The organism is Amycolatopsis orientalis DSM 43388 (genome assembly GCF_000411975.1).
Taxonomy (GTDB): Bacteria; Actinomycetota; Actinomycetes; order Mycobacteriales; family Pseudonocardiaceae; genus Amycolatopsis; species Amycolatopsis orientalis_D.
This window is the reverse complement of sequence record NZ_ASXG01000155.1, coordinates 23,379-50,268: the sequence shown is the minus strand read 5'-3', so window position 1 is coordinate 50,268 and position 26,890 is coordinate 23,379. Positions and strand designations below refer to the sequence as shown.

Annotated in this window: 25 protein-coding genes and 1 tRNA gene; 11 read left to right on the top strand and 15 right to left on the bottom strand. The window is 68.7% G+C overall.

The genetic code is table 11. From position 1 onward, the window contains the following. The first annotated feature begins 453 nt into the window (after positions 1–453). The 3 genes from L942_RS31855 to L942_RS31850 are packed head-to-tail and all read left to right on the top strand — an operon-like array spanning position 454 to position 2,533. Positions 454–1,407 (top strand): class E sortase, encoded by a 954-nt coding sequence (locus L942_RS31855; RefSeq protein ID WP_200862989.1) that lies wholly within the window; start codon positions 454–456, stop codon positions 1,405–1,407. Next, positions 1,407–1,565 carry a hypothetical protein gene (locus tag L942_RS45070; protein WP_009085537.1) on the top strand — a complete coding sequence of 53 codons (159 nt, stop codon included), beginning with the start codon at positions 1,407–1,409 and terminating at the stop codon, positions 1,563–1,565. Before L942_RS31855 ends, L942_RS45070 begins: the two co-directional genes overlap by 1 nt. After that, complete coding sequence (locus tag L942_RS31850) at positions 1,535–2,533, top strand: LLM class flavin-dependent oxidoreductase (protein WP_235079527.1); 999 nt, start codon at positions 1,535–1,537, stop codon at positions 2,531–2,533. Before L942_RS45070 ends, L942_RS31850 begins: the two co-directional genes overlap by 31 nt. Here the strand turns inward: L942_RS31850 and L942_RS31845 are convergent. Then, entirely contained in the window at positions 2,530–2,916 is a 387-nt protein-coding gene (locus L942_RS31845) for an SCO5389 family protein (protein ID WP_037367468.1), read from the bottom strand. The two genes, L942_RS31850 and L942_RS31845, sit on opposite strands and share 4 nt — an antisense overlap. Before the next feature lie 131 nt (positions 2,917–3,047). Next, positions 3,048–3,647, bottom strand: coding sequence for a TetR/AcrR family transcriptional regulator (locus L942_RS31840; protein WP_268745753.1), 600 nt, complete (start codon positions 3,645–3,647; stop codon positions 3,048–3,050). A 62-nt stretch (positions 3,648–3,709) separates the two neighbouring features. Here L942_RS31840 and L942_RS31835 point away from each other — a divergent pair, with 62 nt between their 5' ends. Next, positions 3,710–4,600 carry an NADP-dependent oxidoreductase gene (locus L942_RS31835; RefSeq protein ID WP_037367466.1) on the top strand — a complete coding sequence of 297 codons (891 nt, stop codon included), beginning with the start codon at positions 3,710–3,712 and terminating at the stop codon, positions 4,598–4,600. Here L942_RS31835 and L942_RS31830 read toward each other — a convergent pair. Further along, a complete protein-coding gene (locus tag L942_RS31830; RefSeq protein WP_037367515.1) occupies positions 4,597–5,913 on the bottom strand; it encodes an FAD-dependent oxidoreductase in 1,317 nt (438 codons plus the stop codon). The two genes, L942_RS31835 and L942_RS31830, sit on opposite strands and share 4 nt — an antisense overlap. A gap of 111 nt (positions 5,914–6,024) precedes the next feature. Here L942_RS31830 and L942_RS31825 point away from each other — a divergent pair, with 111 nt between their 5' ends. The 4 genes from L942_RS31825 to L942_RS31810 all read left to right on the top strand — a co-directional run bounded on the left by L942_RS31825 (position 6,025) and on the right by L942_RS31810 (position 8,603). After that, positions 6,025–6,669: an aminodeoxychorismate/anthranilate synthase component II gene (locus tag L942_RS31825; RefSeq protein ID WP_037367465.1), complete on the top strand. Its 645-nt coding sequence runs from the start codon at positions 6,025–6,027 to the stop codon at positions 6,667–6,669. Positions 6,670–6,683: 14 nt separating this feature from the next. Then, positions 6,684–7,487, top strand: a complete 804-nt coding sequence (locus L942_RS31820; RefSeq protein WP_037367512.1) for an ATP-binding cassette domain-containing protein — start codon at positions 6,684–6,686, stop codon at positions 7,485–7,487. Next, on the top strand, positions 7,475–8,119 hold the full coding sequence (locus L942_RS31815; protein WP_037367464.1) for a hypothetical protein: 645 nt from the start codon (positions 7,475–7,477) through the stop codon (positions 8,117–8,119). Before L942_RS31820 ends, L942_RS31815 begins: the two co-directional genes overlap by 13 nt. Positions 8,120–8,276: 157 nt before the next feature. Beyond that, positions 8,277–8,603: an effector-associated constant component EACC1 gene (locus L942_RS31810; protein WP_037367462.1), complete on the top strand. Its 327-nt coding sequence runs from the start codon at positions 8,277–8,279 to the stop codon at positions 8,601–8,603. A 62-nt stretch (positions 8,604–8,665) separates the two neighbouring features. Here L942_RS31810 and pknB read toward each other — a convergent pair whose 3' ends face one another. From pknB to L942_RS31775, 7 genes are all read right to left on the bottom strand, one after another. After that, positions 8,666–10,660 carry a Stk1 family PASTA domain-containing Ser/Thr kinase gene (pknB, locus tag L942_RS31805; RefSeq protein WP_037367509.1) on the bottom strand — a complete coding sequence of 665 codons (1,995 nt, stop codon included), beginning with the start codon at positions 10,658–10,660 and terminating at the stop codon, positions 8,666–8,668. Continuing rightward, positions 10,657–11,889 carry a serine/threonine-protein kinase gene (locus L942_RS31800; protein ID WP_037367461.1) on the bottom strand — a complete coding sequence of 411 codons (1,233 nt, stop codon included), beginning with the start codon at positions 11,887–11,889 and terminating at the stop codon, positions 10,657–10,659. The genes pknB and L942_RS31800 overlap by 4 nt, the downstream gene beginning before the upstream one ends. A gap of 3 nt (positions 11,890–11,892) precedes the next feature. Beyond that, on the bottom strand, positions 11,893–13,356 hold the full coding sequence (locus L942_RS31795) for a peptidoglycan D,D-transpeptidase FtsI family protein (protein WP_037367460.1): 1,464 nt from the start codon (positions 13,354–13,356) through the stop codon (positions 11,893–11,895). Next, the gene (locus L942_RS31790; RefSeq protein WP_037367459.1) at positions 13,353–14,840 is read right to left on the bottom strand and encodes an FtsW/RodA/SpoVE family cell cycle protein; all 1,488 of its coding nucleotides are present in this window, start codon (positions 14,838–14,840) and stop codon (positions 13,353–13,355) included. The genes L942_RS31795 and L942_RS31790 overlap by 4 nt, the downstream gene beginning before the upstream one ends. Continuing rightward, the gene (locus tag L942_RS31785; RefSeq protein ID WP_037367458.1) at positions 14,840–16,216 is read right to left on the bottom strand and encodes a PP2C family protein-serine/threonine phosphatase; all 1,377 of its coding nucleotides are present in this window, start codon (positions 16,214–16,216) and stop codon (positions 14,840–14,842) included. Before L942_RS31785 ends, L942_RS31790 begins: the two co-directional genes overlap by 1 nt. Further along, on the bottom strand, positions 16,213–16,674 hold the full coding sequence (locus L942_RS31780) for an FHA domain-containing protein FhaB/FipA (protein ID WP_037367457.1): 462 nt from the start codon (positions 16,672–16,674) through the stop codon (positions 16,213–16,215). Before L942_RS31780 ends, L942_RS31785 begins: the two co-directional genes overlap by 4 nt. Positions 16,675–16,776: 102 nt before the next feature. Further along, positions 16,777–17,991 carry an FhaA domain-containing protein gene (locus L942_RS31775; protein WP_037367507.1) on the bottom strand — a complete coding sequence of 405 codons (1,215 nt, stop codon included), beginning with the start codon at positions 17,989–17,991 and terminating at the stop codon, positions 16,777–16,779. A 130-nt stretch (positions 17,992–18,121) separates the two neighbouring features. Here L942_RS31775 and L942_RS31770 point away from each other — a divergent pair. Next, a tRNA-Leu gene (locus tag L942_RS31770) sits at positions 18,122–18,207 on the top strand. Positions 18,208–19,241: 1,034 nt separating this feature from the next. Here L942_RS31770 and L942_RS31760 read toward each other — a convergent pair. Genes L942_RS31760 through L942_RS31745 form a run of 4 tightly spaced genes read right to left on the bottom strand, consistent with a single transcriptional unit; the run spans position 19,242 to position 22,380 of the window. After that, on the bottom strand, positions 19,242–20,015 hold the full coding sequence (locus L942_RS31760) for an ESX secretion-associated protein EspG (protein WP_037367455.1): 774 nt from the start codon (positions 20,013–20,015) through the stop codon (positions 19,242–19,244). 33 nt (positions 20,016–20,048) lie between these two features. After that, entirely contained in the window at positions 20,049–21,332 is a 1,284-nt protein-coding gene (locus L942_RS31755) for a hypothetical protein (protein ID WP_051166385.1), read from the bottom strand. A gap of 2 nt (positions 21,333–21,334) precedes the next feature. Further along, positions 21,335–21,934 carry a DUF3558 domain-containing protein gene (locus L942_RS31750; protein ID WP_235079529.1) on the bottom strand — a complete coding sequence of 200 codons (600 nt, stop codon included), beginning with the start codon at positions 21,932–21,934 and terminating at the stop codon, positions 21,335–21,337. A gap of 17 nt (positions 21,935–21,951) precedes the next feature. After that, positions 21,952–22,380 (bottom strand): hypothetical protein, encoded by a 429-nt coding sequence (locus L942_RS31745; RefSeq protein ID WP_158684565.1) that lies wholly within the window; start codon positions 22,378–22,380, stop codon positions 21,952–21,954. Positions 22,381–22,951: 571 nt separating this feature from the next. Between L942_RS31745 and L942_RS31735 the strand changes: the two genes are divergently transcribed. Both L942_RS31735 and L942_RS31730 read left to right on the top strand, forming a co-directional pair. Further along, positions 22,952–23,428, top strand: coding sequence for a hypothetical protein (locus L942_RS31735; protein WP_037367450.1), 477 nt, complete (start codon positions 22,952–22,954; stop codon positions 23,426–23,428). A gap of 27 nt (positions 23,429–23,455) precedes the next feature. Continuing rightward, the gene (locus L942_RS31730; RefSeq protein ID WP_037367449.1) at positions 23,456–25,510 is read left to right on the top strand and encodes a hypothetical protein; all 2,055 of its coding nucleotides are present in this window, start codon (positions 23,456–23,458) and stop codon (positions 25,508–25,510) included. On the opposite strand, the gene L942_RS31725 is transcribed toward L942_RS31730, so the two are convergent. Continuing rightward, positions 25,472–26,890: a hypothetical protein gene (locus tag L942_RS31725; RefSeq protein WP_158684564.1), complete on the bottom strand. Its 1,419-nt coding sequence runs from the start codon at positions 26,888–26,890 to the stop codon at positions 25,472–25,474. The two genes, L942_RS31730 and L942_RS31725, sit on opposite strands and share 39 nt — an antisense overlap.

Genomic DNA, 26,890 nt, shown 5'->3' with positions numbered 1-26,890 from the left:
CTGGAGTCCCGAGGAGGACTCCGGCCGGGCGCGGGAGGAGCTTGCGTGACGCCGCAAGATTGGCCGGGCGAGGACGACCGCCGCCCCGGCACCGGACCTGACCGCCCGGTCCGCCGCCAGCCGCCGCCGAGAAGGCAGTCCGGGGATACCCCGCCGCGGCGAAGAGTGGCCGGGGACCCGGGTCGCAGATCACCCGAACAGCGCACGCCGATCGACCGGGGCGGACCGCGCCGGGACGGCGGCGAAAACCGGCCGGTGCCGGGGCGGCCCCGCGAGGGGGACCCCCGCGGCGGTGATTTCGGCGGTCCGCGCGAGCCCCGCCGTACCGCGGAGTTCCGCGCCGAAGGGGGCCCGCAGCGACGTCCGGGCGAACCGCGGCCTACCGGGGAATTCCGCGCCCAGCCCGGAGATTCCGGACAGCCGCCCCGTCGCCAGCCGGAAGAAGGCCGGCAGATGCCTCGCCGGGTGGGCGCCGGGGCTCCGGATCCGTCCCGGCGGCGGATGACCGGACCGGAGTTCGCCGAGCAGCCGACCGAGGTGTTCTCCGCGGTCGCGGTCGCCGACAAGGACGACAAGAAGGCGAAAAAGACCCCGCCTCCGCTGGGCAAGGGCGGGCTGGCGATCCGCACCGCAGGCGAAATCTTCATCACGCTCGGCGTGATCGTGCTGCTGTTCATGGTGTACGAGGTGTGGGTCACCGACCTGTTCTCCGCCGAGAAACAGCACACCGCGAGCGACCAGCTCGACGGCGACTGGGCGAAGGACCGCACGCTGCACCCCGAACTGATCGACGGGAAGGCGTTCGCGCGCATCCACATCCCGTCGTTCGGCGCGGACTTCAACTTCACCATCCAGGAAGGCACCGGCGAGGATTCGCTGGCGGTCGGCCCCGGGCACTACAAGGGCACCGCGCTGCCGGGCGAACCGGGCAACTTCGGCATCGCCGGGCACCGCGTCGGCAAGGGCGCGCCGTTCAACGACCTGGACAACCTGAGTTCCTGCGACCAGATCGTGATCGAAACGCACACCGATTTCTTCATCTACCAGGTGCTGCCGTACGAGGACGAGATCAACGGCTGGAGCAGCGGCAAGGGCGCGCAGCCGGAGTGCAAGGGCGTGTCGACGCTGCGGAACTCGAGCATTCCGGGCGGCGGACCGTACGACGAGACGTTCGGCCGCAAGGTCGTCCAGCCGAGCCAGGGCGACGCGGTGAACCCGGTGCCGTACAAGCCGTCCGACATTCTGCCGAAGGCGCAGCAGGCCTCGCTGCTCACGCTCACCACGTGCCACCCGCAGTTCTCGGCGAAGGAGCGGCTGATCATCACCTCCGTGCTGACTCGCCAGGTGCCGAAGACGCAGGTGCCGGATTACACGACGTTGCTGAAGAAGATCGGAGTCGCGTCCTGATGTACGGCTGGCTCTGGCGGCATCTGCCCGGCCCGTTCGCGGTGAAGTTCGTGATCGCGCTCGTGCTGGTGCTGGGAATCGTGGCGTTGCTGATGTTCGTGGTGTTTCCGTGGCTGGACCCGTTGCTGTGGTTCAACAACGTGTCGGTGAACAACTGAGGTTCGGCGTCTTCCTGGTCTCGGGCCGGTTCCCGGGCCAGGACGACGCCGCCGTCCTGCGGCGCACCGTCCGCGCGGCCCGCGCGGCGGAGGCCGCCGGCTTCGACGACGTGTGGCTGGCCGAGCACCATTTCATGCCGTATGGGGTGTGCCCGTCGGCCATCACGCTCGCCGCGCACGTGCTCGGGCAGACGTCGCGGATCAGCGTGGGCACCGCGGTGAGCGTGCTGTCCACGACGCATCCGGTCGCGTTGGCCGAGCAGTGGTCCATGCTCGACGCGGTCTCCGACGGCCGCCTGCGGTTGGGCGTCGGACGCGGCGGGCCGTGGCAGGACCTGGAGGTGTTCGGCACCGGATTGCCGCGCTACGAAACGGGTTTCGCGGAGTCGCTGGATCTCTTGCTGACCGCGGCGACCGGGCGAGTGTCGGCCGAGGGGTCGCACTTCGCTTTCCGAGAAGTGCCGCTTCGCCCGGTTCCGCAACGGTCTTTGGGGGTTGTCGTGGCCTGCGCCGGCCCGACCTCCTCCGCTGTTCGGTTGGCCGCGGAACGTGAATTGCCGTTGTTGCTGGGCCTGCACGCCGATGACGCGGAGAAGGCGGCAACCGTCGCTGCTTACGGCGCGCCCGCGCCCCATGTGTCGACGGTGCTGTGCCAGGTCGGCGACGACGCGGGCGAGGTGGTGCGCCGGGCGTTGCCGGGGTGGCTGGCGGACGGCCTAGCCGCCCATGTGCCGGTGGACGACCGGCCCTGGCCGGCTCGGGATCCTTGGGAGTACACGGAAAAACTGTGCTCGATCCATCCGGTTGGTCCGGTTGGGCACTGCGTCGAAACGCTGCGCACCAGCCTCCGGCGCACCGGGGTGTCCCACGTGATCATGTTCGTGGAAGCGTCCGGTACGCCGGAGGGGACGATGGCGAACATCGCGCGGATCGGTGCCGAGGTGCTGCCCGCGCTACGGGAGGGCTAGCAGTCCCGAAGTTCCGGGCTCTGGTTCAGCAACTGCCCCCGCGGCGAGACGAACGCCCGGTACCGATCCCCGTCCGTGTCCCGGAAAACGGCCACCCGGTGGCAGTTCTGGAACGCCAGCTTCACGCCGAAATGCCGCTCCAGCCCGCCGCGGATCGCGTCCGAGGCCAGTGCTCGCAGCAGCTGCCCGCGGGCGGCCTCGTCCGGCGGCGGGGTTTCGTTGTCCGCGAATCCGTCCGCGGCGGTGTCCGCTTCCGCGATCACTCCGGTGATGACCTCCCACGCGTACGGCAGCGATTCCCGCACGCAGGCCACGAACTCGGCGTCGGAGACCTCCCCGCGTTCGGCCTTTTCGAGCAGCGCGGGCGATACGTCCAAGGACAAGACAACCTCCATGGTCAGCGGTACCCCTCAGAGCTACCGGCCCGCCGGACCCGGCGACAAGAGAAAACGAGTTTCATCACCACTTTGGTGGATCACTCCCACCGGAACAGCCGCACGGCGAGCACTCGTTGCTAGCCGCGGCGGAATGGCACCCGCACGGCAGGCGGCAGCGGTTCGGCGTCCGGACGAGCCCGGAACGACTGGATCAGCAGCGCCGTGAACCGTCGTACCGCGGCGACTCGGGCGGCGGCCGGTTCCACCCGGATGCCCTCGTTGGCGACCAGTGCCAGCACCAAGTCCTCCAGCACGAAATCCGGACGCAGTTCGCCGGTTTCCTGCGCTCGGCGGATCAGTTCGAGCAGCATTCGCAGGGTTCGGGCGCGGTCGGCGGCGAAGTCGAGTTTTCGCGGCAGTTGCGCGACGAACGCGCGGAAGCCCTGCTCACGCGCGGGTACCTCGGTGAGCTTCTCCAGCACCAGGACAAATCCGTGCCACGGATCAGCCGCCGCCAAGCCCTCCTCGACGATTGACGAGCACAGCGCCAGTTCCTCGGCGAAGGCTTCGGCGATCAGCGCGTCTTTGGCCGGGAAATGCCGGTAAACCGTCGCGACGCTCACCTCGGCTTGCCGCGCGATCTCCCGCATGGGCACGCCAGATCCGCGGGCAACGAAGGCCATCCGGGCCGTGGCGAGGATGCGGACTCGGTTGTGGGCGGCGTCGGTTCGTCTCACTTCGGCCGCCCTCCTTCTCACTTCCGGCGGTCTCGCGGACCTGCTGGAATAGCGTCGAATACATGAAAGCCGTCCAGTTTGACCAGTATGGCCCGCCGAGCGTCGTGCACGTCGCGGATGTCGCCGAACCGCACGCCGGGCCCGGGGAGATTCGGATTTCCGTGCGCGCGTCCGGCTTTTCCGCCGGCGAAACCGCCCTTCGGTCCGGTGCGCGCAAAGACCTCGTGACGCTGCCGTTCCGGACCGGGTACGACGCGGCTGGCGTGGTGGACGAGATCGGCGAAGGAGTCGACGCGAGCGAACTCGGGGCGCGGGTCTTCGGCATGACCGCCGCGAATCGGCGCGGAGCCAACGCCGAGTACGCCGTTTTGGTCCACTGGGCAGCCAAGCCGGCCGTGTGGAGCTGGGCCGAGGCAGGCGGTGCCGCGGGCGCGATCGAAACCGCGACCAGAGTGCTCGATCAGCTTCCTGGCGGAACGATCCTGGTGCACGGCGCGGCGGGCGGAGTCGGCACGGTCGCGGTTCAGCTGGCGATCGCCCGCGGGGCCACCGTGATCGGCACCGCGAGTGCGCGCAACCACGATTTCCTGCGTTCCCTCGGTGCCGAGCCGACGACTTACGGACCCGGCTTGACCGACCGGGTCCGCGGTGTCGACGCGGTTTTCGACTGTGCCGGGGGAGCGTTGCCAGACCTCATCGAGATCGCCGGAGACCCCGCACGGGTCGTCACCATCACCGATCCCGCCGCGCCGCGGCACGGCGTGCACTTCTCGCACAGCGCCGCGATCCCCGGCGCGGATCCGCTGGCAGTCCATGGACTTGCGGTGAAACTCGCGGAGGAAGGACGCTTGGGCATTCCCGTCGCAGCGACCTTCCCGCTGAGCGAAGCCACGGCCGCGCACGAATTGAGCGAACGCAGCCACGCCCCGGGCAAGATCGTTTACGTCAACTAGGAGCGCGAAACTCGCACCATCTCGTCGCGTTCCACGACTTTCACCCGCTCGCGTCCCTCGGCCTCGCCGAGCGACTTCTCGTGCGCGTCGAGCTTGCCCCACCCTTCCCAGGTGGTGAACGCGATTCCACGCGCGGCGAGGAAATCGAGGATGGCGTCCGGCGACGAATGCCGCGGCGCGGCGAGCGTGTCCGCGTCCGCCAGCAGGTTCGCGACGGTCTCGGCCGCGTCGCCCTTCGTGTGGCCGATCAGGCCGACCGGGCCGCGCTTGATCCAGCCGGTCACGTATACGCCGGGGACCTGGTTCTCGTCCAGGTCCAGCACGCGGCCGCCCTGGTTCGGGATCACGCCCGCGGCGTGGTCGAACGGGATTTCCGGCAGGTGCGACGACAGGTACCCGACCGCGCGGTACACCGCCTGCACGTCCCAGTCGTGGAACTCGCCGGTGCCGACGACCTTGCCGTCGCGGTACTCGGTGCGTTCGGTGCGCAGGCCGACGACCTTGCCGTCCTCGCCGAGCACCTCGACCGGCGCGTGGAAGAAGTGCAGGTGCAGCCGCCGCGGGCGGGTGCCCTCGTCGCGAATCGCCCATTCCTGCAGGGTTTTCACGACCATGTCGGTCTGCTTCGACGACCTCAGCTCGGCGACGCTCGCCTCGTCGAACTCCATGTCCTCGGGGTGCACGATGACCTCGACGTTCGGCGAATGGTCGAGTTCGCGCAGTTCCAGCGGCGAGAACTTCGCCTGCGCCGGGCCGCGGCGGCCGAACACGTGCACGTCGGTGACCGGGCTGGCCTTGAGGCATTCGTAGACGTTCGCCGGGATGTCGGTCGGCAGCAGTTCGTCGGCGGTCTTGGCGAGCATGCGCGCGACGTCCAGCGCGACGTTGCCGACGCCGAGGACCGCGACCGACGACGCGGTCAGCGGCCAGGTCCGCGGCACGTCCGGGTGGCCGTCGTACCAGGACACGAAGTCGGCGGCGCCGTGGCTGCCTTCGAGGTCGATGCCGGGCAGGTCGAGCGCGCGGTCGGCCATCGCGCCGGTCGCGAAGATGACCGCGTCGTAGAACTCGCGCAGGTTGTCCAGCTTCAGGTCGGTGCCGTAGTCGACGTTGCCGAGCAGCCGGATGTTCGGCCGGTCCAGCACCTTGTGCAGGGCGTTGACGATGCCCTTGATGCGCGGGTGGTCGGGCGCGACGCCGTAGCGGATCAGCCCGAACGGCGCGGGCATGCGCTCGAACAGGTCGATCTCGACGTCCGCGTCGGACTTGTCCAGCAGGTCGGCGGCGTAGATGCCGGCGGGGCCGGCGCCCACCACGGCGACACGAAGGATTCGGCTCACCCGTTCCACGGTAAGTTAGGTGATCCTAACAATCACTGTGATCTGGCGTACGGTCCAGCAGGTGGGAGCCGCTAAGCTGGCGGCATGCGCGTTCTCGTCGTCGACAACTACGACAGCTTCGTCTACAACCTGGTCCAGTACCTGGCGCAGCTCGGCGCCGACTGCACGGTGTGGCGCAACGACGTCGTCGATCTCGACCGCGTGCCGGAATTCGACGCGGTGCTCGTTTCCCCCGGCCCCGGCACGCCGGAACGCGCAGGTCAGAGCATTGACGTGATCGCGAAATGCGCCGAGACGCGCACGCCGATGCTGGGCGTCTGCCTCGGCCACCAGGCGCTCGGAGTGCACTTCGGAGCCACCGTCGACCGGGCGGACGAATTGCTGCACGGCAAGACCAGTCAGGTCCGCCACACCGGGTCCGGCATCCTCGCCGGGCTTCCGGAGGAGTTCACCGCCACGCGCTACCACTCGCTCACTGTGTTGCCGGACACCATCGATCCGGACATTTTCGAGGTCACCGGCACCACCGAGAGCGGCATCGTGATGGGCATGCGCCACCGCGAGCTGCCGCTGGAGGGTGTGCAGTTCCACCCCGAGTCCGTGCTCACCGAATGCGGCCACCGGATGCTGGCGAACTGGATGGCCTCCGCGGGCCACCCGGTCGCACCGGCTGTCGTCGACGATCTGGAGCGGGCCACCCGCGCACTGCAGAAGGCCGCGGCTGCGTGACCGCGCCGACCCCGCTGATCCGGCTCAGCGGAGTCGGAAAACGGTACGGCAGGGGCGAACCGGTCCTGACGTACATCGATTTCGAGGTACCCGCGGGACGCGTGGTCGGCATTCTCGGCACGAACGGGTCGGGCAAATCCACGCTGCTGCGAATCCTCGCCGGGGTCTCGCGGGCGTCGTACGGCGACCTCGCCGGAACCCCGACGGTCGGCTACCTGCCGGACCGGTTTCCCGGCGGGCAGCGGCTGAGCGCGCGGGCGTACCTGCGGCATCTCGCGCGGATCCGCGGGCTGGCTGATTTGTCCGGGATCGATCCGCTGCTGAACCGGCTCGCGCTGGTCGGCGGCCCGGACGCGCAGCTGCGCACGCTGTCGAAGGGCAATGCCCAGAAGGTCGGCCTGGCGCAAGCCGTGCTGGTGCGGCCGGATCTGCTGATCCTCGACGAGCCCTGGTCCGGCCTCGACGTCGGCACCCACGCGGTGCTCGGCGAACTGGTCGCGGAAACCCGGGCGCGCGGCGCGAGCGTCGTGTTCACCGACCACCGGCCGGACATCGTGCGCGCACACGCCGACGAGGTGTACCGGCTCGAATCCGGCCGGGTCGCGCCGCTGGAAACGCATCCGGAACGCAAGCGGATCACGCTGCTGCCGGTGTCGTCGAGCGTCGACAACTGGTCTGCCGAACCCGGCGTGCACGCGGTCGTCGACCAGGCAGGCGGCGTGGTCCTGACGGTCGACGCCGAACACGCCGACGCCGTGCTGCTGCGCGCGTTGTCCGGCGGTTGGTCGGTGCGGGAGGTGGCGCCGTGCTCGCCGTGAGCCGCTATTACCTGGCGCTGCTGGGGCATTCGCAGCGCTATTTGCCCGCTGGGCTCGCGTACCTCGCGTTGTGCGCAATCCTTTACGCAGACCCGAGTTCGCCGGTGCTTCCGCTGTACGGCGTGAGCGGCGCCGGGGTGCTCGTGCTCGGCTGCTGGCTCACGATCGCGCTGCTGGACCTCGAAGATCCGGTGCAGCGGCTGATCACCCTCAACCACGCCGGCGGCACCCGCACAACCATCGGCGGCGCGGTGCTGACGGTTTTCGGCTGCACCTTGGCGAGCACGCTGGTGACCGTCGGATGGGCCGCGACCCATCGGAATCAGCTGCATTGGCAGATTGCCGGCGCCGGATTGGCCACGCATTTGGCGTGCGCTCTGGTCGGCATCGCAATCGGCTTGCCGTGCTCGCGGCTGCTGGTGTCGCGCATCGGCTGGACGGTGCTCGCCGCGGTTCTCGTGCTTGGTGTGGTGCTGCTGGGAAAGTGGGTTCCGCTGGTGCATCCGCTGCTCGAAGCGTTGATGAACGGCTCCCCGTACGGCGGCCCGCTCGCACTGGCGATCGGCACGTCGGTGGTGCTGCTGGCGGCGAGCATGACCGCGGTGGGGGCGGTCTCGGCGCGCCGGTCGTGAATCCGGAGCGGGGTTTACTGCGGAATATTCCGCACTTCTGGGGTGTTATCGCGGCGGACTGCAAATTGCAGTAAGCAAATGCCGATTCGGGGGTTACGAGTTCGGTATCGAGTCGGTTACCCTCGCGCCGTCTGTTAGGCCCGGGAGGGGAGCATCCGTGACGGCAGGGATCGCCGCGATCACCGTGGACGCTTCCGCGGACGAGTTGCAGCAGCTGGTTTCCTGGCTCGGCGCCGAGGACGAGCTGGCCGGGCGGGTGCGGCTCGCCGGGCCCGGCAGCGGGGTGGTCGTGATGGTGAGCAGCCGGTCGGCGGGCACCTTCTGCCGGTCGCTGTTCGGCTGGCTGCGCGGGCAGCGCGCCGGACGGCAGGTGTCGCTCACCGTGAAACGTTCTGGGGCCGTCGAGGAGCTCGACGTCGACTGCGGCGGCCACGACGTAGACGAGGTGCTCGCCAGCGTGCGGAGTTTCCTCGACCAAGACTGACCGGCCGGCGCGAAAAAAGGGCCCGCACGGTGCGCACCGTGCGGGCCCTCCTCATGCGCGGGTCAGCCGCCGTTGTTGTTGCGGATTCCGCCCGGCGGGAAGATCCCGCCGCCGGAGCTGGACGTCGTCGGGCCGCCGCTGCCGTCGTCCTCCTGGATGGTCAGCGTGACCGTCTGGTTCGGGCTGATCTGGCTGCCCGCCTGCGGGCTCTGCTTCACCACGGTGTTGGGCTGCCCGCTGCCGCCGTGCGCCGACTGCGGCTGGATGGTGCCCGACCAGCCGAGGCTCTGCAGCTTCTGTGTCGCCTGGTCCTGGGTCATCCCGGTCAGGTCCGGCATCTGGATCTGCTGCGGACCGGACGACACGATCAGCTTCACCGTGCTGTTCGGAGGCAGGTTGCCGCCGTTCGGCTGCTGCTCGATGACCTGGTCCTTCGGCTGGTCCGAGGCCTGGTCGACGCGCTGGGGCTTGAACCCGGCGTCCTGGATGATCTGCTTCGCCGTCGCGTAGTCCTTGCCGACCGTGTACGGGACTTCCCTCTGGTTGACGCCCGAGCCGACGACGATGTCCACCGGCGTGCCCTCGGCGATCGAGGAGTTCGCGGTCGGGTTCTGCGACACGACCTTGCCGACGTCGCTCGGGTTGTCGACCGGCTGCGAGGTCGTGTTGCCGAGCTTCAGCTTGGCCTGCTCGAGCGCCGACTTCGCGTCGTCGGGCGACTTGCCCTTCAGATCCGGCACGGTGGTCTTGCCCGGCTGCGCGCCGACGGTGAGGGTGATCGTGGACGTGGTCGGCACCGTCGCCCCGACCTGCGGGTCGATCGCGATGACCTTGCCGGCCTGGTCCTCGGTACACGTCAGGCCGCCGGGGTTGCTCGCCTCCGCCCCGCACACCACCTCTTTGTTCGGCGCGAACGACGAGAAGCCCGCCTGCTGCAGCGCCGCCTTCGCCTGCACCACCTGCTGGTTGAGCACCGGCGGGATCTGCGCGGTCTGGGTCTTGTCGCGGAACGATCCGTTCAGCCAGAAGATCAGCAGCACCACGCCCGCCACGAGCAGCGCGGCGATCAGCCCGAAGATGATCCGGCGGCGGCGCTTGGCCCGCGGGTCCTCATCCGGCTCGTCGGCGTAGTCGTCGTAGGCGACCGGCTGCCGCCGGTCGGCGTTCATCACCTGGGTGCGCTCGTCGTCCGACATCACCATCGGAGCCGACGGCCGCTGCCCGGACAGCGTCCGGACCAGGTCCGAGCGCATTTCCGCGGCCGACTGGTACCGGTTCGCCGGGCCCTTGGCCAGCGCCTTCAGCACGACCGCGTCCAGCTCCGGCGACACCGCCGGGTTCACCGACGACGGCGGGTTCGGGTCTTCCCGCACGTGCTGATACGCCACCGCGACCGGGGAATCGCCGGTGAACGGCGGCTCGCCGGTGATCAGTTCGTACAGCACGCAGCCCGCCGCGTAGACGTCCGACCGGGCGTCCACCGATTCGCCGCGAGCCTGCTCCGGCGAGAGGTACTGAGCGGTGCCGATGACGGCCGCGGTCTGCGTCATCGACGACTGGCCGTCGTGCATGGCGCGCGCGATGCCGAAGTCCATCACCTTGACGGCGCCGTTCTTCGTGATCATCACGTTCGCCGGCTTCACGTCGCGGTGCACGATGCCGTGCCGGTGCGAGAAGTCGAGCGCGGCGCAGACGTCGGCCATGACCTCCATCGCGCGCTTCTGCGACAGCGGTCCCTCGGTCTTGACGATGTCGCGCAGCGTCCGGCCTTCGACGTACTCCATCACGATGTAGGGCAGCGGCCCGACGTCGGTGTTCGCCTCGCCGGTGTCGTACACGGCGACGATCGCGGGATGGTTCAGCGCGGCGGCGTTCTGCGCCTCGCGCCGGAACCGCTCCTGGAACTGCGGATCGCGGGCGAGGTCCGCGCGCAGGACCTTGATCGCGACCTCCCGGCCCAGCCGCACGTCGTGCCCGTGGTGGACCTCGGACATACCTCCGTACCCGAGCGTGTCGCCCAGCTCGTACCGATTGGAGAGCAGTCTGGGTGTCGTCATCGCTTCGTGCCGTTCCATTCCGTCCAAGGTGTGGTCATCATGCCTTGCCGGCCCTGGGCCTCGCTTGTGCCGGCCGGGGTGGCTGAGGTCGGTCCGCTCCCGTTGTCCACGCTTCGCGGCGGTCCGCCGTTGCCGGCCGACACCACTCTCGCGATCAAGAACGCCACGGCCACCAGGACCACGACGATGACCACCGCGAGCAGCACCCACCAGCCCCACTGGTTCCGTTTCGGCGGCGGGACCGGCGGACTCGGGGGACCCGGCGGGGCCGAAAGCGGCCGGAAAGCCGGGTTGGAACTGGGTCCGACCGGCGCGCCGGGGGCCGCCTGCGGGACCGGCGGCACGGGCGGCGGCTGGCCCGCGTAGGCGGCGTTGACCAGGCCGAGCGGCGTTGGCAGCGGGCGGCCGGCCCGGACCGCGGCCACCGCGCCGGCGAACTCTCCGCCGCTGGCGTAGCGCTGCCGGGGGTCCTTGACGAGCGTCGCCTCGATGACCGCCCGCGCGCCCGGCGGGACGTCCGGCGGCAGCGGCGGCGGGACGTCGCGAATGTGCATCATCGCGACGGTCACCGCGTTCTCCGACAGGAACGGCCGGTGCCCGGCGAGGCATTCGTAGCCGCACACCGCGAGCGAATAGACGTCGCTGGCCGGCTCCGCGTCCTGGCCGAGCGCCTGCTCCGGCGCGATGTAGTGCGCCGTGCCCATGACCATGCCGGACCGGGTGACCGGGGCCGCGTCGGCGGCCTTGGCCACGCCGAAGTCCGTGATCTTCACCTTGCCCGCCGGCGTGACCAGGATGTTTCCCGGTTTCACGTCGCGGTGCACCAGACCCTGCTCGTGCGCGGCCTGCAGGGCGTTGCCGGCCTGCTCGAGCAGGTCGAGCGTGCAGTCCGCGGTGAGTCTTCCGTGCTTGGCGAGGATGCCCGCCAGCGGATCGCCCTCCACGTACTCCATCACCAGGTACGCGATGGACAGGTCCTCGTCGACCGTCTCGCCGTAGTCGTGCACCGCGGCGATCCCGGCGTGGTTGAGCGACGCGGTCATCCGCGCCTCGGTCCGGAACCGGTGCAGGAATTCGGCGTCGCCGGACAGTTCGGCCTTGAGCACCTTCACCGCGACGACCCGGTCGAGCCGGGTGTCGCTCGCCTGCCAGACCTCGCCCATCCCGCCGACGGCGATCCGGTTCGTCAGCTTGTAGCGCTCGGCCAGCAGCTGACCCGAGGACAGCATCGGCTATCCACCCCCGAGCCGGGCGGCGATGGCGGCACGGCCGATCTCGGCGGCCACCGTGCCGCCGGTCGCGGCGAGACCGCGGTTGCCGCCGTTCTCGACGATGACCGACACGGCGATCTGCGGGTTGTCCGACGGCGCGAACGCGGTGTACCAGGCGTGCGGCGCGGTGTTCTTCGAGTCGGCGCCGTGCTCGGCGGTACCGGTCTTCGACGCGATCTTCAGCGCGTCGTTCTTGCCGCCGCCCTTGGTGAACGACTCCGACGCGATCATCATGTCGGTGAGGATCTTGTCGTTCTCCGGCGAGAGCGCGGGCTTGCCGGTGAGCTGCTCCGGGTCGACGTTCTCGATCGTGGACAGGTCCGGGGCCAGGATCGACTGGATCAGCTGCGGCTTCATCGCGTAGCCGTTGTTCGCGACGGTCGCCGAGAGCAGGCAGTCCTGCAGCGGGGTGAGCCGGACGTCGCGCTGGCCGATGCCGCTCTGGTAGAGCGCGCCCGGCGAGTCGAGCGGGCCGACGGTCGAGCCGACGACCCGCATCGGCACGGTGAGGTCGTTCTGCCCGATGCCGAAGTTGGCCGCGGCCGCCTTCAGCTTGTCCGCGCCGAGCTGGCCCGCGAAGGTCGCGAACGGCACGTTGCACGAGTGCGCGAGCGCGTCCTTGAACGTGTTGCCCGGGCAGGTCTCGCCGCCGTAGTTCTCGAGCGTCGTGTTCGTGCCCGGCAGCTGCACGTTCGGCGCGGTGCTGACCTGCGTGTCCGGGCCGATGCCGCTCTCCAGCGCCGCGGTCGCGGTGACGATCTTGAACGTCGACCCCGGCGGGTAGTTCTCCGAGATCGCCCGGTTCAGCATCGGGTTCTTCGGGTCGCTCGAGTAGGCCGACCACGCCTTGTTCTGGTCGGTGCCGTGCGTCGCCAGCTGGTTCGGGTCGTACGACGGCGTCGACACCATCGCCAGGATGCGTCCGGTCTTCGGCTCCATCGCGACGACCGCGCCGGTGTAGCCGCGCTGGGTCATCAGGTCGTAGGCGGCCTTCTGCACCTTCGGGTCGATGGTGAGCTTCACGTTGCCGCCGCGCGGATCGCGGCCGGTGACCATGTCCGACAGCCGGCGCACGAACAGCCGCGGGTCGGACCCGTTCAGCACGTCGTCCTCGGCGCGCTCGAGCCCGCCCGCGCCGTAGTTGATCGAGTAGTACCCGGTGACCGGGGCGTACATCGGGCCGTCGGCGTAGGTGCGGAAGAACTTGAACTTGTCGGTCGAGGGCCGCACGCCGGCGAGCACGGTGCCGTCCGGCGTGACGATCTGGCCGCGCTGGCGGGAGTACTCGTCGTAGAGCACGCGCTGGTTGCGCGGATCGGTGCGGTACGTGTCGGCCTTGATGACCTGGACGTAGGTGTCGTTGGCCAGCAGCAGCACGATCATCGCGAGCATCGCCATGCCGACCTTGCGCAGGGGGGCGTTCACGCGGTCCTCCCGTTCGGGTCGCCTTCGGCCGGCGGACGCCGCACCATCACGGTGTGCGCCTCGGCGATCGGAGCCTGCGGCTGCTGCGGCTTCGGCCGGGTGGCCGGCCTGCGCGCCGCGTCCGAGATCCGCAGCATCAGGGCGACCAGGATGTAGTTCGCCAGCAGCGAGGACCCGCCGTAGGACAGGAACGGCGCGGTGACGCCGGTTTCCGGGATGAGCGCGGTGACGCCGCCGACGACCACGAAGATCTGGATCACGATGGTGAACGCCAGGCCGCCGCCGAGCAGTTTGCCGAACGTGTCCCGCACGGCCAGCGCGCTGCGCATGCCGCGCATCGCGAGCAGCACGTACAGCATCAGCACCGCGGCCAGCCCGATGAAGCCGAGCTCCTCGCCGATCGCGGCGGTGATGAAGTCGGTGCTCGCGGCGGGCGGGATGTCCGGACGGCCCGCGCCGAGTCCGGTGCCGCCGACGCCGCCGGTGCCGAGCCCGAACAGGCCCTGCGCGAGCTGGTAGCTGCCGCCCAGCACGTCGTAGCGCGGGCCGGTGGGGTTGAGCCAGTTCTCCACGCGCTGCTGGACGTGCCCGAAGAGGTTGTAGGCGATCAGGCAGCCGCCGACGAAGAAGGTCAGCCCCACGACCACCCAGATCGCGCGCTCGGTCGCGACGTAGAGCATCACCAGGATGATGCTGAAATACAGCAGCGAGGTACCGAGGTCCTTCTCGAACACCAGCACGCCGATCGCGACGGCGGCGGCGATCAGGATCGGGCCGAGGTCACGGGCGCGGGGCAGTTCCACACCGAGGAACTTCTTGCCCGCCACCATGAACAAGTCGCGTTTGGACACCAGGAACGACGCGAAGAAGATCATCAGCAGCAGCTTCGCGAACTCGCCCGGCTGGATCGAGAAGAACGGCAGCTTCAGCCACACCTTCGCGCCGCCCGCCTCGGACAGGCTGGAAGGCAGCACCGCGGGCAGCGCAAGCGCGCCGAGCCCGACCAGGCCGCAGATGTAGCTGTAGCGGGTCAGCGTGCGGTGGTCGTTGATCACCACCAGCACGATCACGAACAGCACCAGCGAAACCGCGGTGAACAGCAGCTGCTTGGTGATCTCCGGCGAGTACTCCTTGCCGCGCTGCAACGCGGTTTCGGCCTTCGCCAGATCGAGCCGGTGAATCATCACCAGCCCGATCCCGTTCAGCAGCGCGACGCACGGCAGCAGCACCGGATCGGCGTACGGGGCCCACCGGCGCACGGCGAGGTGCGTCGTGGCGAGCACGCCGAGGTAGGCGAGTCCGACCCACAGGATCGAGAGCGTCAGCTCCTGCTCCTGGTTCGCCTCGACGATGACCAGGGCGAGCGTGACGATGCCCGCCGCGAACGCCAGCAACGCGAGCTCCGTGCCCCTGCGCTTGGGGAGGTCTCGCGGCGGGTTCGTGGCGAACTGGGCGGACGTCGGGTCGGCCAGCGGCTGGCCCATCAGTTACCGCCCCCCGTCGGCGGCGTACCCGCCGTCGAGCAGTCCCTCCCCGCAGGCTGGTTCGCCGACGACGGCGCGCCGCTCGGAGGCGGCACGCTGGACGAGGGCGCGCCCGAGGCCGGGACGCCCGGAAGTGTGGTCGGCTTGCAGTCCGACAGCTTCTTCTTGAGACGCAGGAAATCGTCGATGTACTTGCGCGCGTCGTCGAGGCTGTCGCGTTTCACGCCGTTCTGCACGGCGATCCGCGCGTCCTCCTGCAACGCGGTGACGCGGAGCTTGTCGGTGCACAGCTGGCCCGGCGGGCACGAGCCCTGCTCGAGCGAGTGCAGATCGATGCCGAGGATGCTGCCCGGGACGCCGCGGTAGATCACGACCTCCTGATCGGGGCCTTCTCCGACGTAGTACTGGCTGAGCACGAAGTATCGAGTCGCGATCGCGGCGGCGCCCAGCACGATCAGCACCACGACCGCCCCCACGAGCCAGCGGAACCGTTTCCGCCGTTTCGCCTTGGGGTCTTCCTGCGGAGCCTGCGGTTCCTGCCTCGGCGGAGGCGGCGGCTGGGTCAGCGCCCGCGCTCTGGCCGCCGGGGAATCGCCCTGATGCATCTCGTCGCTGCCGTCGCCCGCGGCGCCGCCCACGATCGGGGCGTCGTCGCCGAAGTCGACGTCGACCACGTCGGCGATGATGACGGTCACGTTGTCCGTGCCGCCGCCCTTGAGCGCCAGCTCGATCATCCGGTCGGCGCAGTCCTGGGGATCCGGGATCTGCACGGCCTCGGCGAGCGTCTCGTCGCTGACCATTCCGGACAGTCCGTCGGAGCAAATCAGGTACCGGTCACCGGGACGCGCCTCGCGCACGGTGAGACTCGGTTCGACCTCGTGTCCGGTGAGCGCCTTGAGCAGCAGCGACCGCTGTGGGTGCACCGCCGCCTCTTCCGGCGTGATGCGGCCCTGTTCGAGCAGTTCGTTGACGAAGCTGTCGTCCCGGGTGATCTGGGCGAACTGGCCGCCGCGCATCAGATACGCGCGCGAGTCGCCGACGTGGACCAGACCAAGTCTGCTTCCGGCGAACAGGACGGCGGTGAGCGTGGTGCCCATGCCGTCCAGGTCCGGGTCCTGGGAGACGAGTTCGGCGATCGCCGCGTTGCCGTTCTGGACGGCTTCGCGAAGCTGAGCGAGCAGGTCGTCGCCCGGCTCGTCGTCGTCGAGCGGGGCGAGCGAGGCGATGACGACCTTGCTGGCCACCTCACCTGCGGCGTGCCCGCCCATGCCGTCGGCGAGCGCGAGAAGACGCGGGCCGGCGTAGACGGAGTCCTGGTTGTTGGAACGCACCAGGCCCCGGTCGCTGCGGGCCGCGTAGCGGAGGACGAGAGTCATGGGCGAAGCTCGATCACCGTCTTGCCGATCCGGATGGGGACTCCGAGCGGGACCCGGAGGGGTGCAGTGACCTTAGCCCGGTCGAGGTAGGTCCCGTTCGTCGAGCCCAGATCTTCCACGTACCAGTCCTCCCCGCGCAGCGCGATCCGGGCGTGCCGGGTCGACGCGTAGTCGTCGTCGAGCACGAGCGTCGAGTCGTCGGCCCGGCCGATCAGGATCGGCCTGCCGTCGAGCGCGATGCGGGTGCCCGCGAGGGCCCCGTGCGTGACGAGCAGCTGCTGCGGGACCTTGCTGCCCCGCGGCTTCTTCTCTTTGCTGCGGCGGAAGGACGGCACCTGGACCCGGAGGCCCGACGCGGCGTAGAGGTCCGAGCGCACGACTCGGAGCGCGGCGAACACGAAGAGCCAGAGCAGCACGAGAAAGCCCACTCTGGTGAGTTGAACGACCAGCTCTGGCACTTGTTGTGTCCGCTCCCGCCTGTGCCTGCAAGCCGCGGCGCCACGCACGCCGCGGTTCCCCCCGCACGACAATTCTGCGGGAACCCCGTGGACGGTCTGCGCTCAGCCCTGGGTTCGGAACACCAGGGACGAATGACCCACCCGGATCACGTCGCCGTCGGCCAGCTGCCACGTCTGCACCGGAGTGCCGTTGACCGTGGTCCCGTTGGTCGACCCGATGTCGGCGAGCGTCGCGCTCTGCCCGTCCCAGGTGATCTCCAGGTGCCGCCGCGAAACCCCGGTGTCCGGGAGCCGGAAGTCGGCGTCCTGCCCGCGGCCGACGACGTTGCCGCCCTGCTTCAGCGAGTAGGTGCGGTTGGAGCCGTCGTCCAGCTGAAGGCTCGCCTGCAGCTGACGGCCCGCGGCCGGCGCGCCCTGCTGCGCGTACGGGTCCTGGCCGTACGCCGCCGGCGGCTGGCCGTAACCCTGGTCGTAGCCGCCCTGCTGGCCGTAGCCCTGGTCGTAACCGGCCTGCGGGGCCTGGCCGTACCCCTGGTCGTAGCCGCCCTGCTGGCCGTAGCCCTGGTCGTACCCAGCCTGCGGAGCCTGGCCGCCGTACTGGTCGTAGCCCGGCTGCGGGGCCTGGCCGTAACCCTGGTCGTAACCCGGCTGCGGCTGCCCGCCGTAGCCCTGGTCGTAGCCGCCGTGCGGGGCCTGGCCGCCGTACTGGTCGTAGCCCGGCTGCGCGCCGTAGCCCTGGTCGTAGCCCTGCTGCGGCTGACCGCCATAACCCTGGTCGTACCCGGGCTGCTGGCCACCCTGCTGTCCGTAGCCGTACTGGCCGTGCTGGCCGTACGGGTCACCCTGGTCGTGTTGGCCGTAGCCGGGGGGCTGGCTCATTGGTGGGTCTCCTGCGTTGCTGGGTCGTGCCGACCGTGACGGCCCTCCCCCCGCGCTGGCGCGGGCGTCGGGATCGACGGACGAACGGGTCTTGAACTGTCCAGTATGCAGCGCCTCGTTGCGCTCGAGTGATACGACGACGTCACCATAGGTGTCCCAGCCCTGCGCGGCGAGGTGTTCCGCCACCGCCTTCGCGAGAACCCCGGTGACCCGCTGCTCATCGCCGGCCATGCGATCGTGGTCAGCCGCCCCCAAAGACACGATGTAGTGATTCGGGGCGAGCTGCCGACCGCCTGCCAGCTCACGAACGTTCTCCTCGCCTTCCCTCTCGAGCGCAACCGCCACTTCCTGCGTGACGACGTTGCCGCCGAACATGCGCGCGAAGGTATTCCCCACCAGGTTCTCGAGCCGCCTGTCGAACCGCTCAACGCGACCCACCGGGGACAACCTCCTCACACGTGTGCTTCCGCATCGATCCTATCCGGGGGAGGAAGGGTTGGGCATGCCCCCGGTGAAACCCGTCTGAGGGCCCTGCTAAGCTTTGCTGGCTGCCTCAAGGAAGCAACTCGGGCGAGTGGCGGAATGGCAGACGCGCACGGTTCAGGTCCGTGTGTCCGAAAGGACGTGAGGGTTCAACTCCCTCCTCGCCCACCATGGTCAGGCCCCCAGCCGCTTGCGCGACTGGGGGCCTTTTCCGTTTGTCGGTCGTTCCTTGTCCCGGGGGCTCGGCCCCCAGGGCCCCGCGGTGCCTTCGGTGCGGTTGGCGGGCGGGTCGGGTGGGGTCTGGACAGATATGTGGGCCAGGACACACTTCTGATCGCCAGCTCGAGCGGTGTTGTCCGAGCACTTGCTTGTGGCGAGTTCAGCCGGATGGGGCGCCGAGGCCGGAGGACCATCACTCAGCTGGCCGCATCCATTCGTACTCACCACGGGTGCAAGCTTGAACAGGATGACGGTCCTCACGGTGGTTCATCCCGGCGAGCTTCGGGCGGGCGGAGACGAGCTTGTCCTTGTTCGCACGCACGGCATCGGTGAGCGCACGCGCCTGGTCGGAGATTCGCTGCGTCTCGACCGAGTCGCCCTCCGATGGCGGCGAGCGGCACGACGACGCCGTCGATCGCGCCGAACGCGGAGAGCACCGAGAACCCGAAAGTCGACTGGTTCTTGCCGCAACCGCCAGCGTTGTCCAGAGCGTTCTTCGTGTTCTCCGCGATCTTGTCGATATCCTCCCCAGTCTTGGCCCGCATCGCCTGGGGTGCTTGGAGTACGCCTTTGTGGGTGGACAGGACGTGAACTGGTTCCCGGCGACAGTTTTGAAAGTGTCGATTGAGTTGGTTTTGAACGCCATGGCGGCCTCGCCGTTCCAGCCTTGCAGTAGCCGCGATCGGTCATCATCTTGTCGAGATTCGGGGAGCCAAGGTGACGTTGTTGGTGAGCTCGGTCGTGTGTGCCAATCCGGTGTTCTGCTTGGCCATGGCCGAGTTCAGATCCGTAGCCTGCGGGGCCGGGTATTCTGGAGAACGGCTCGAACATCGACTGGATGAATGCGTAGTGCTGTCTGAACGGCTCCGGTCGGCGAATTGCGCGACCCACGCCGTCGAGGACTCGATTCAGTCGAATTCAAATCATGCTGATGTCGGTTTGTTCCGTTCCTTCCATGCGCGAGGAAAGGATTTCCGGGGAGTGGTTCAGCCGCGAAGCAGCCGGAGTGTGTTGTCGAGGGTGCCGGTGATGTAGCCGGGGTTGCCGGGTCCGCAGACGATGTCCACGTGTCCGTGGGGGCTGTCTCGGAGGTAGGTAAGGACCCGGCCGTGGTCGAGGCTGTCCACTGCGGTGAGCGGCATGCTCGCGACCCGGTGGCCTCCGGGGCGGGTGGCGACGAACAGCTGATGGCCGGCTTCCCGCCGCGACCCCATGACCGCGCGGAGCTGGTCGGAGGGGGTGGTGACGGTGTAGTCGCTGCTGGTGTCGAGGTCGTACGACTCGCTGCTGGAGCCGCCGTCGTACTCGGCTTTCGGCACCGTGAATTCGCGGATGTTCGCGGCCGGGAAGTCGGGCAGTTCACTCACGACGGCGCGGACGAGCTGGTCCGCGCCGATCGCTGTCAAAGTGAGCTGCTCGTCCTGGACGGTGGCCAGCACGGCGTTGCGGCCGGTCAGGACGGCGAGCAGGGCGCGGTCGCGGCCGTGCCGGTCGGCCGACCAGCCGTAGCATTCCGCGTCGGCGTTCGCGACCGCCAGCATGAGGTCGCGGAATTCTCCGGTGACCCGGTTGGTGCGCAGGTTGTAGAACCCCGGCTCGGCCAGCACCTGCCGGGTGAGGTCGTCCAGGCGCGCGGCGGCGGCGTCTTCGACCCAGAGGTCGACGACACCGATGACCGGGTGCGCCGGGCCGATTCGTTCCCATTCCCAGGCTTTCGCGACCGCCAGGCGCGGCAGCGTCACGGGTTCGTCGAGCAGCATCACGTTGTTTCCCCTCGATACAGCTGATGCCGCTTACTTGCCGATGACGGGCGGAGTCGCTTTGCCGTCGTAGCCGAACAACGCGTTCGGGTCGGCTTCCTGGAGGTAGGACGCGGACTTCTTTTCCTTGTCCTCCTCGCCTTTCCCGCCCTTGCCCGCGCCGCCGGCCATCGGCATCCCGTTCGCGCCCTTGGCGCCGGGCGCACCGGTGCCAGCTGCTCCGCCGCGCATCCCGGGTTCCGGTTCACCGAACCGGCCAGCGCCGGACGACCCACCCGCACCGGCCGCGCCTCCCGGGCCGCCGCGCACGGCAGAACCAGAGCCGCCCGCTCCGCTGCCACCGAACCCGGGTGTTCCGGCGCCGCCGACGGGTCCGAACGCCCCGGGCAGGCTGCCGAGGTATCCGGGGGTCTGGTAGCTGCTGGAGCCGCCGGGCACATAGCCGGAGCCGGTGGGCCCGAACTGGAGGGGTGTGTTGCCTGTGCCGGTGGATCCGGGCGGGACGTATCCGGATGTGCGGGTGCTGTCGTCACCGTGCGCGGCCGCCGGCACGTAGGGCTGAGGCTGCTGTTGACTGCCGGAGACCCCGCTGTGCCCCGGCTGCGGTGAGAACGATCCGGGCGGCGGCGCGGTCCCCGGGCCGCCCTGGTCAGGCGGGCCGTAGGAATGGCTGGGCGGGTACGGGGTGAAGCTTTCCTTCTTGCGTGGCTCAGGCGGATGCTCGACCGGTCCCTGCTGCGGAGCGAGCCCGTAGGTGCCGTCCGAGGAATCGGGTACCTGCCCGTAGTCGACTGGCATTTTCCGTGCGTGGCCGTCGCTGGTGTCGGTGAAGCTTTGATAGGTGGCGTTGTTCTGCTGGATGGCGGCGTTGCGCGCGTTGATGTTCTTCTCGTTGTCGGTGTCCCACGGGGTCGCCGTGTCCCAGGCGGACTTCGACGGCGGGTCGTCGGACACGTCGTGCAGCGAATCCCGGGTCGAGGTGAACGCGTGCCCTTGGTCGGCGAGAGTGTTCTGACTGTCGTGCAAGGCCATCGACGCCGAGGTCGCGACGTCCGCAAGCGGTTTCAGCGATCCTCTCGCCGCGTCGCCGCTCTGCCCCGACCAGGCGCTTTCCAACCGACCGACCGCCGTCAGGGTGTCGGACTCGATGCCCTGCTGCTCCTGTGACTGCTGCCACGCGGCATGCTGCGCCTGCCCGAGACTGTCCGGGCCGGGTCCGGCTTTCACCCGCCGCACCAACTCGCCCGGAAGGATGATCTTCCCCTCGGCCTGCATCTGCTTCAGGAACGCGTTGAATCTGTCCGCAATGAAGCTCATCGTCACGCACCGGCCTTCAGCGTGGTGACGACGGCGTCGCCGATGCGGCGCGCGGCCTCGCACGGGTCGGATCCCGGTTTTCCGACGTTCGACCGCGAGATGGTCGCATCCGCTTCGAACGCCATCGTGTCGGAGATGCCGATGGCGACACCGCAGCTGCCGGTGGAGCTGTCATCGGTCGGGCCGTACGCCACGGCGGGGTAGCCCTGAACGGGTGCCAGTTCCTTGAAGAACCCCTGGTCTTTCTTGGCGTAGACGTGCCCGAGGCCGTCTTTCCAGGCATACACGAGCTGCACGCCGACACTCGATCCGCGGTCGAGGTTCGCCCACCGGCACTGTTTCGCCAGCCCGGTGTCCTTCGCCGGTTGCACATACGGCGATGAGGTGCCCAGCAACGCGTTGATCTGGCCAGCGGTCAAGGTGCTGCACGGGTCTCGGTCAAGCGTTCCGGCCGGGAGGGGGTTCGCGACTCTCGGCGCTCCGGACCCGGCTGCCGACGGGGACTGCGACGGAGCTACCGGCGACGACGGCTGCGCCGTGCCGGGATTGCCGGAGCATGCGCTCAGGACTAGGGCGGAAGCTGCGAGTCCGACAGCGGCCATGCGGGTGCGTGTGGTCATCAGATCGGTTCCTGGCCTGCCTGCTTGATGTCTTTGCCTGCCTGCTCGTCGTGCGCTTCGTGGATGCCCAGCGCGTCCTGCATCTTTTGGATGATCGAGTTGAGGTAGGCGCTCTGCCGCAGCAAATGGTCGCGGTAGTGGTATCCGGAGTTGTTGCTGGCGTCGGTGTTCCGCAGCGAGGCCGGGTCCTGGCCTGGCGACAGGATGGACCACATGGGCCGGGCTGCTTCGAGTTGCCCTTTGATGCGTTCTTGCAGCTTCTGGAGGTTCGTGAGTTCGGCGGTCATGGCGTCTTTGCTCAGGTAGAAGCCGGGTGCGCCTCCGCCCCCGGACGCGCCGCCGGCCTGGCCGTCGGCGACGAAAAAGCTCGCCCCGGTGAGCATTCCGATCGCACCGGTATCGCCTGGTGGAGTCGCCTGCTCAGCCATCTGCATCCTCCCCTTGCGGCTAGCCGCGCCCATAGCTTCACTAAGCTGAACCGATGGTAGCCAACCCGCAACCCTGTGTCCCGTGAACTGCGGAGATAGAGGTGCGGCCGAAGCGGAGCCTGCGATTCGAGCGGCTTCGGCTTACGGCTGGCGGCAAGGGCTGTATGCAGTCAGCGGTCATCGTCGCCGACCGCAGCGTCTGGTTTCGCGTGCGGCTCTTCGTGGCCGGCTGGACTGTACAGCTGGTGGCGGGCACCCTGGAGCAAGTCCCTCGCACGCGAGGCATCTGTGCTTAGTCGCGGTTTGGGGGCGTTGGCCAGGACATATCCCGGCGCTGCGGCAGTACTGTCAGAGTGATCCATTGATCACGGACAGCTACCGTATCTGAGGCCTGCGGTACGGCCAGGTGAGGTGTACGCGTCATCTTCGGTGGCGGCTTTGGGAGTGGGCTGACAGAGCAGAGAGGTAATGGAGAGGGATGAACCCCAATGCGCCTGCGGCATCTCTGGGGCGCTGGTTTCCGCCTGCGCTGGTAGGGAAGATAGGGGTCACTACGATGCGGTGGGGTTCTGTGAGTGCCGTAATTGGCGTGCTCATGATTATTGCGGTGCCCCTCTTTGGGTACAACCTGCCTACTTCGTATGACGTGACTACTTCGCTGACAGTGGTCTTGGGGATTCTTGCGTCGTGCTGCCTGCTGATTTCCGGGATCGGCTTGATGGTGGCGCGTACCTATTTCGTGGCGGATCAGCTCAGGTACCGCAAGGAGTACACCGTACTGGGAGTTCAGCTGGGGACGGCCATCCCCGGATGGCTGGCGACGTTCGGGTTCGTCCTCTGGTACGTCATTTCCGTGACGACCTCCGGCGGTTACTCCGCCGTGGAACGGCTGCACTTCACGGTGCCCATCGTGCTCTACCTGGTCCTCCCCGGCATTGCGTCGATCATCAACTCCGCGAACCTGATCATCGTTTTTTTCCCTTTTCTTTCCTTCTCCCGGCAAGCTGACCAGGTACGGTTCCCAGGCGGCAGAGCATCGGTAAGCTAGCGGTCACTCGGGGTGAGGGGTGGACTGGTGCACAACGAAGTCGGGTCGGTGGGCAACGGCGGTTCTCTCGTGCAGGCGCAGTACATCGGCACGGTCACGCAGCAGATGCCCGGGCACGAGCGGGTGGTGCCGCACGAAACGCCGCGGGCGTTGCGGCGGTTGGTCGGGCGGGACGAGCAGCTCAAGAGCTGTCTTGACGATCAACGCGCGCCGCTGGTCGTGTTCGACGGACTGAGCGGGGTCGGGCGGCGGGCGTTGGCGCGGTATGTCGCAGAGCGAGTAAAAGACCGCTATCCCGGCGGGGCTTATTACACGGACTACGCGACCCACACGGTCGACGGCGAGCCGGTAACTGCGGCGGCTCTGCGTTCATTGTTGCGCCGCGACGGGGTCCGCGACGAAGTGATGCCTGCCGAACCCGGGCTGGCGAGCCTTTGGCGGAGCCGGTCGTCCGGACCAGCTGCGGTGCTGCTGCTGGAGAACGTCACGGAATCCGAGCAGTTTCTCCAGTTGATGCCTGGCGGCCGGGATTGGCTGGTGCTCGTCGCCGGCCGAGTGGAGTCGCCGATCGAGGTCCGTGAGGTCGGCGGCGAGACGATCCCCGTCCCGCCGCTCGACGATCGGCAGGCTGCTCAGCTGTTTCGGGAGCTGAGCGGACTGGACGCGGACCTGGACGATCCGATGCTGACCGAAATCCTGGGCTACTGCGGCGGATTGCCGTTGGCCCTCCGGAACGCCGCGACGCTCGTCGTGGTCGGACGGTGTCCCTCGTTGCCGGAGCTGGCAGTCCGGCTTCGGCGTTCGCGCGCCGAATTGATGCGGTCCGACCGCGGGCCGAATAAGGGGGGTCCGGTGTTCGAATCGACGTACCAGGAAGCAACCAAACCCGCCCAGCGCGCGTACCGGATGCTCGGCGCGTACCCGGCGATCGACTTCTCCGCGCCGGTCTTCGACCTGCTGATCGGACTGGACGAGGCCACGTCGAGGGACATTCTCGCCGAACTGGTCCTGCTGAAGGCGGTCCAGGAAGAGCACGGCAGGTACTCCATGCATCCGCTCGTCCATGACCACGCGGCGTCCCTGACGGGGTTCGGCGACGAGGAGACCCACGAGGCGCTCGCCCGGGTGGTGCGCGGGTTCCGCGACGCCGCCTACTACGCGGACGCGGCGGTGATCGGGGTGCAGCGGTATCGGGTCGCGGAAGCGCCGGACATCCCGGTTCCCTTCACCGGCGATCGGCGGGCCAACGGACTGGCCTGGTTCGAGGAAAACCGGCGCGCGCTGCACGAACTGCTGCCGGTGGCCAAGCAGATCGGCCTAGTCGACGAGATTTGGCAGATCGCCGAATCGCTCGCGGCCTACTACTTCGATCGCAAGCGGCACGCCGATTCGCTCAGCAGCCTCCGGTATGGCGTCAAGGCCGCGGAGGAGGCCGGGAATCGCGCGGCGGAGGCGCGGTTGCGCAGTCTAGCGTCGCGTCCGCTGACGGATCTCGAGCAGTTCGAGCAAGCCGGGCGCTTCGTACGCCGCTCGATCGAGCTGGCGGATCAGGACGGACACCTCGTGCTGCGGGCATCGGTGCGGGAGTTCGCCGGTCGATACCACGATTTGACCGACCAGCCGGAACAGGCGCGGCAGAACTACCGCGAGTCGATCGAGCTGAACGAGGCGGCCGGGGAAAAGCGCGGGGAGGCGTTGAGCCGGATGTTCCTCGGCCAGTCGCTCGGCGACGCGGAGGGCCTGCGTGAGCTGGAGGTGGCGCATCGCGCGTTCGGCGAGCTCGGCGACGAGCGGTTGGCCGCGCGTGCCTTGCTGATCACCGGTCAGCTGCGGGTGCGCAGCGGGCTGCCGGGCGGCGTCGACGCGTTGACCGCGGCGGCGGAGGCTTTCCAAACGAGCGGGGCGACTTTCTACGAGGCCCAGGCACGCGAAGCGCTGCACGCTGCGCTGGTCGAGCAGAATCCAGCGGAAGCACGTGGGCACCTGGATCGGGCGATTCAGCTGTATCGAGAACTTGGCAGTCCGCGGGCCGAGAAACTGTCTTCAGAAAACGACGGTGGTCTCGACGGAGCCGAGTCGTAGCGACAACGGACGGCCGCCCTCCCGGCCGGTCGCCAGGCACGCGTGCAGCGCCGAAGCCAACGCGGCGAGATCAGCTGAGCCAGTGACGGTGAACATCTCGCCGTTCCTGGTGCGGGCGACGCATCCATCCGGAACTGCGGCCGCCGCCAGCGCGCAGCTGGGATGGAGCCGCAATGCGTTGGCGCACCAGTCTTCTGGCGCAGGGTGCACAGCGGTTCTGGTGAGCACGGTGGCATTGCCGATCCGGCCAAGATTGTCGTCGCTTTCGTCAGTGACCACGTGTCTCAGCTTGGTCGAGGCTCGCTCGAACTCGGGTCGCCATTCTTCGACTGAGCGCGGAAACCGATGCAGCGTAAGAGAATACGGTCCGGTGAACTCCGGGTATGTGGTGAAACCGAGCGGAACGATCGGTTGCGGTTCTGGGTCCGGTGCGCGCAGGAGTTCGAGCGGTCGTGGTTCGAGATTCACTAGCCGGAGTATCAGCGTGTGCAGTTCCGCAGTGGCTCCGTGCGGGTTCGCAAAGGTGCGTTCGGCGAGATCTTCTTGCCAGGGCTGCGTTTCTGCCTCGGCGATCTGGTCACGCAACGGCCGGTCCCGGGTAAGCCGGGCCGCGTGTCGGCCGAGCAGTTCGGCGCTGGTGCCGGGCACGACCTCGCTGCCGAACGCGCCAAGAAGCAGCGGTCGTCCGGTCGCGGCTGCCAGCAAGGAGACCGAGCCGTGGTCGCCGATGACGACGTCCGCAGCGACGATGGCGGCCTGCCATCCCCGTTGTGGCGGGAGGAGCAGCAGCCCAGCGTCCTCAGCCGCGGCGAACCAGGATCGGATCTGGAACGGCCGGTAACGCGACCAGACGTTGGGATGCAGCACGAGGCCGACGGCTGCGGAGTCGTAGTCCAGTGCCGCTAGCAGTTCGGCGGGAAGCCGCGGGCGGCGGCCGATCAGCGAGGTCTCCCCCCAGGTGGAGCTGACCAGTACGAAGGTGCGTCCAGCCACTCCAAGAGCGGCGCGGTAGTGGTCGCGGTGCGGTTCGCTCCGGAGAAGCTGTTCGAACTGCGGATCGCCGACCAGCACGGTCTGGCCGTCGGTAAGCGGGTCGGCGTCGCGCAACTGCTTTTGCTGGCTCGGATGCGACACCGCCATCAGCACCCGCCCGGACCGCAGCGCGGCCGACGGGATCAGCCCGGAAAGCCGGGTGCCGGCAGAACCGGAGTCGGGAACGTACTTGTGGAATCCGACGCCGTGCGGAAGGACGAGAACCGGTCCGCGGACGTGGTCGAAATCGATGTTTTCGCTGGCCGTGATCGCGAGTGTGTAATTGAGTTCCGGAACGTTTTCCCACGGCGTGCTATGTGCTTGCGCGCGGGCGAGCAGTTCTTCCAC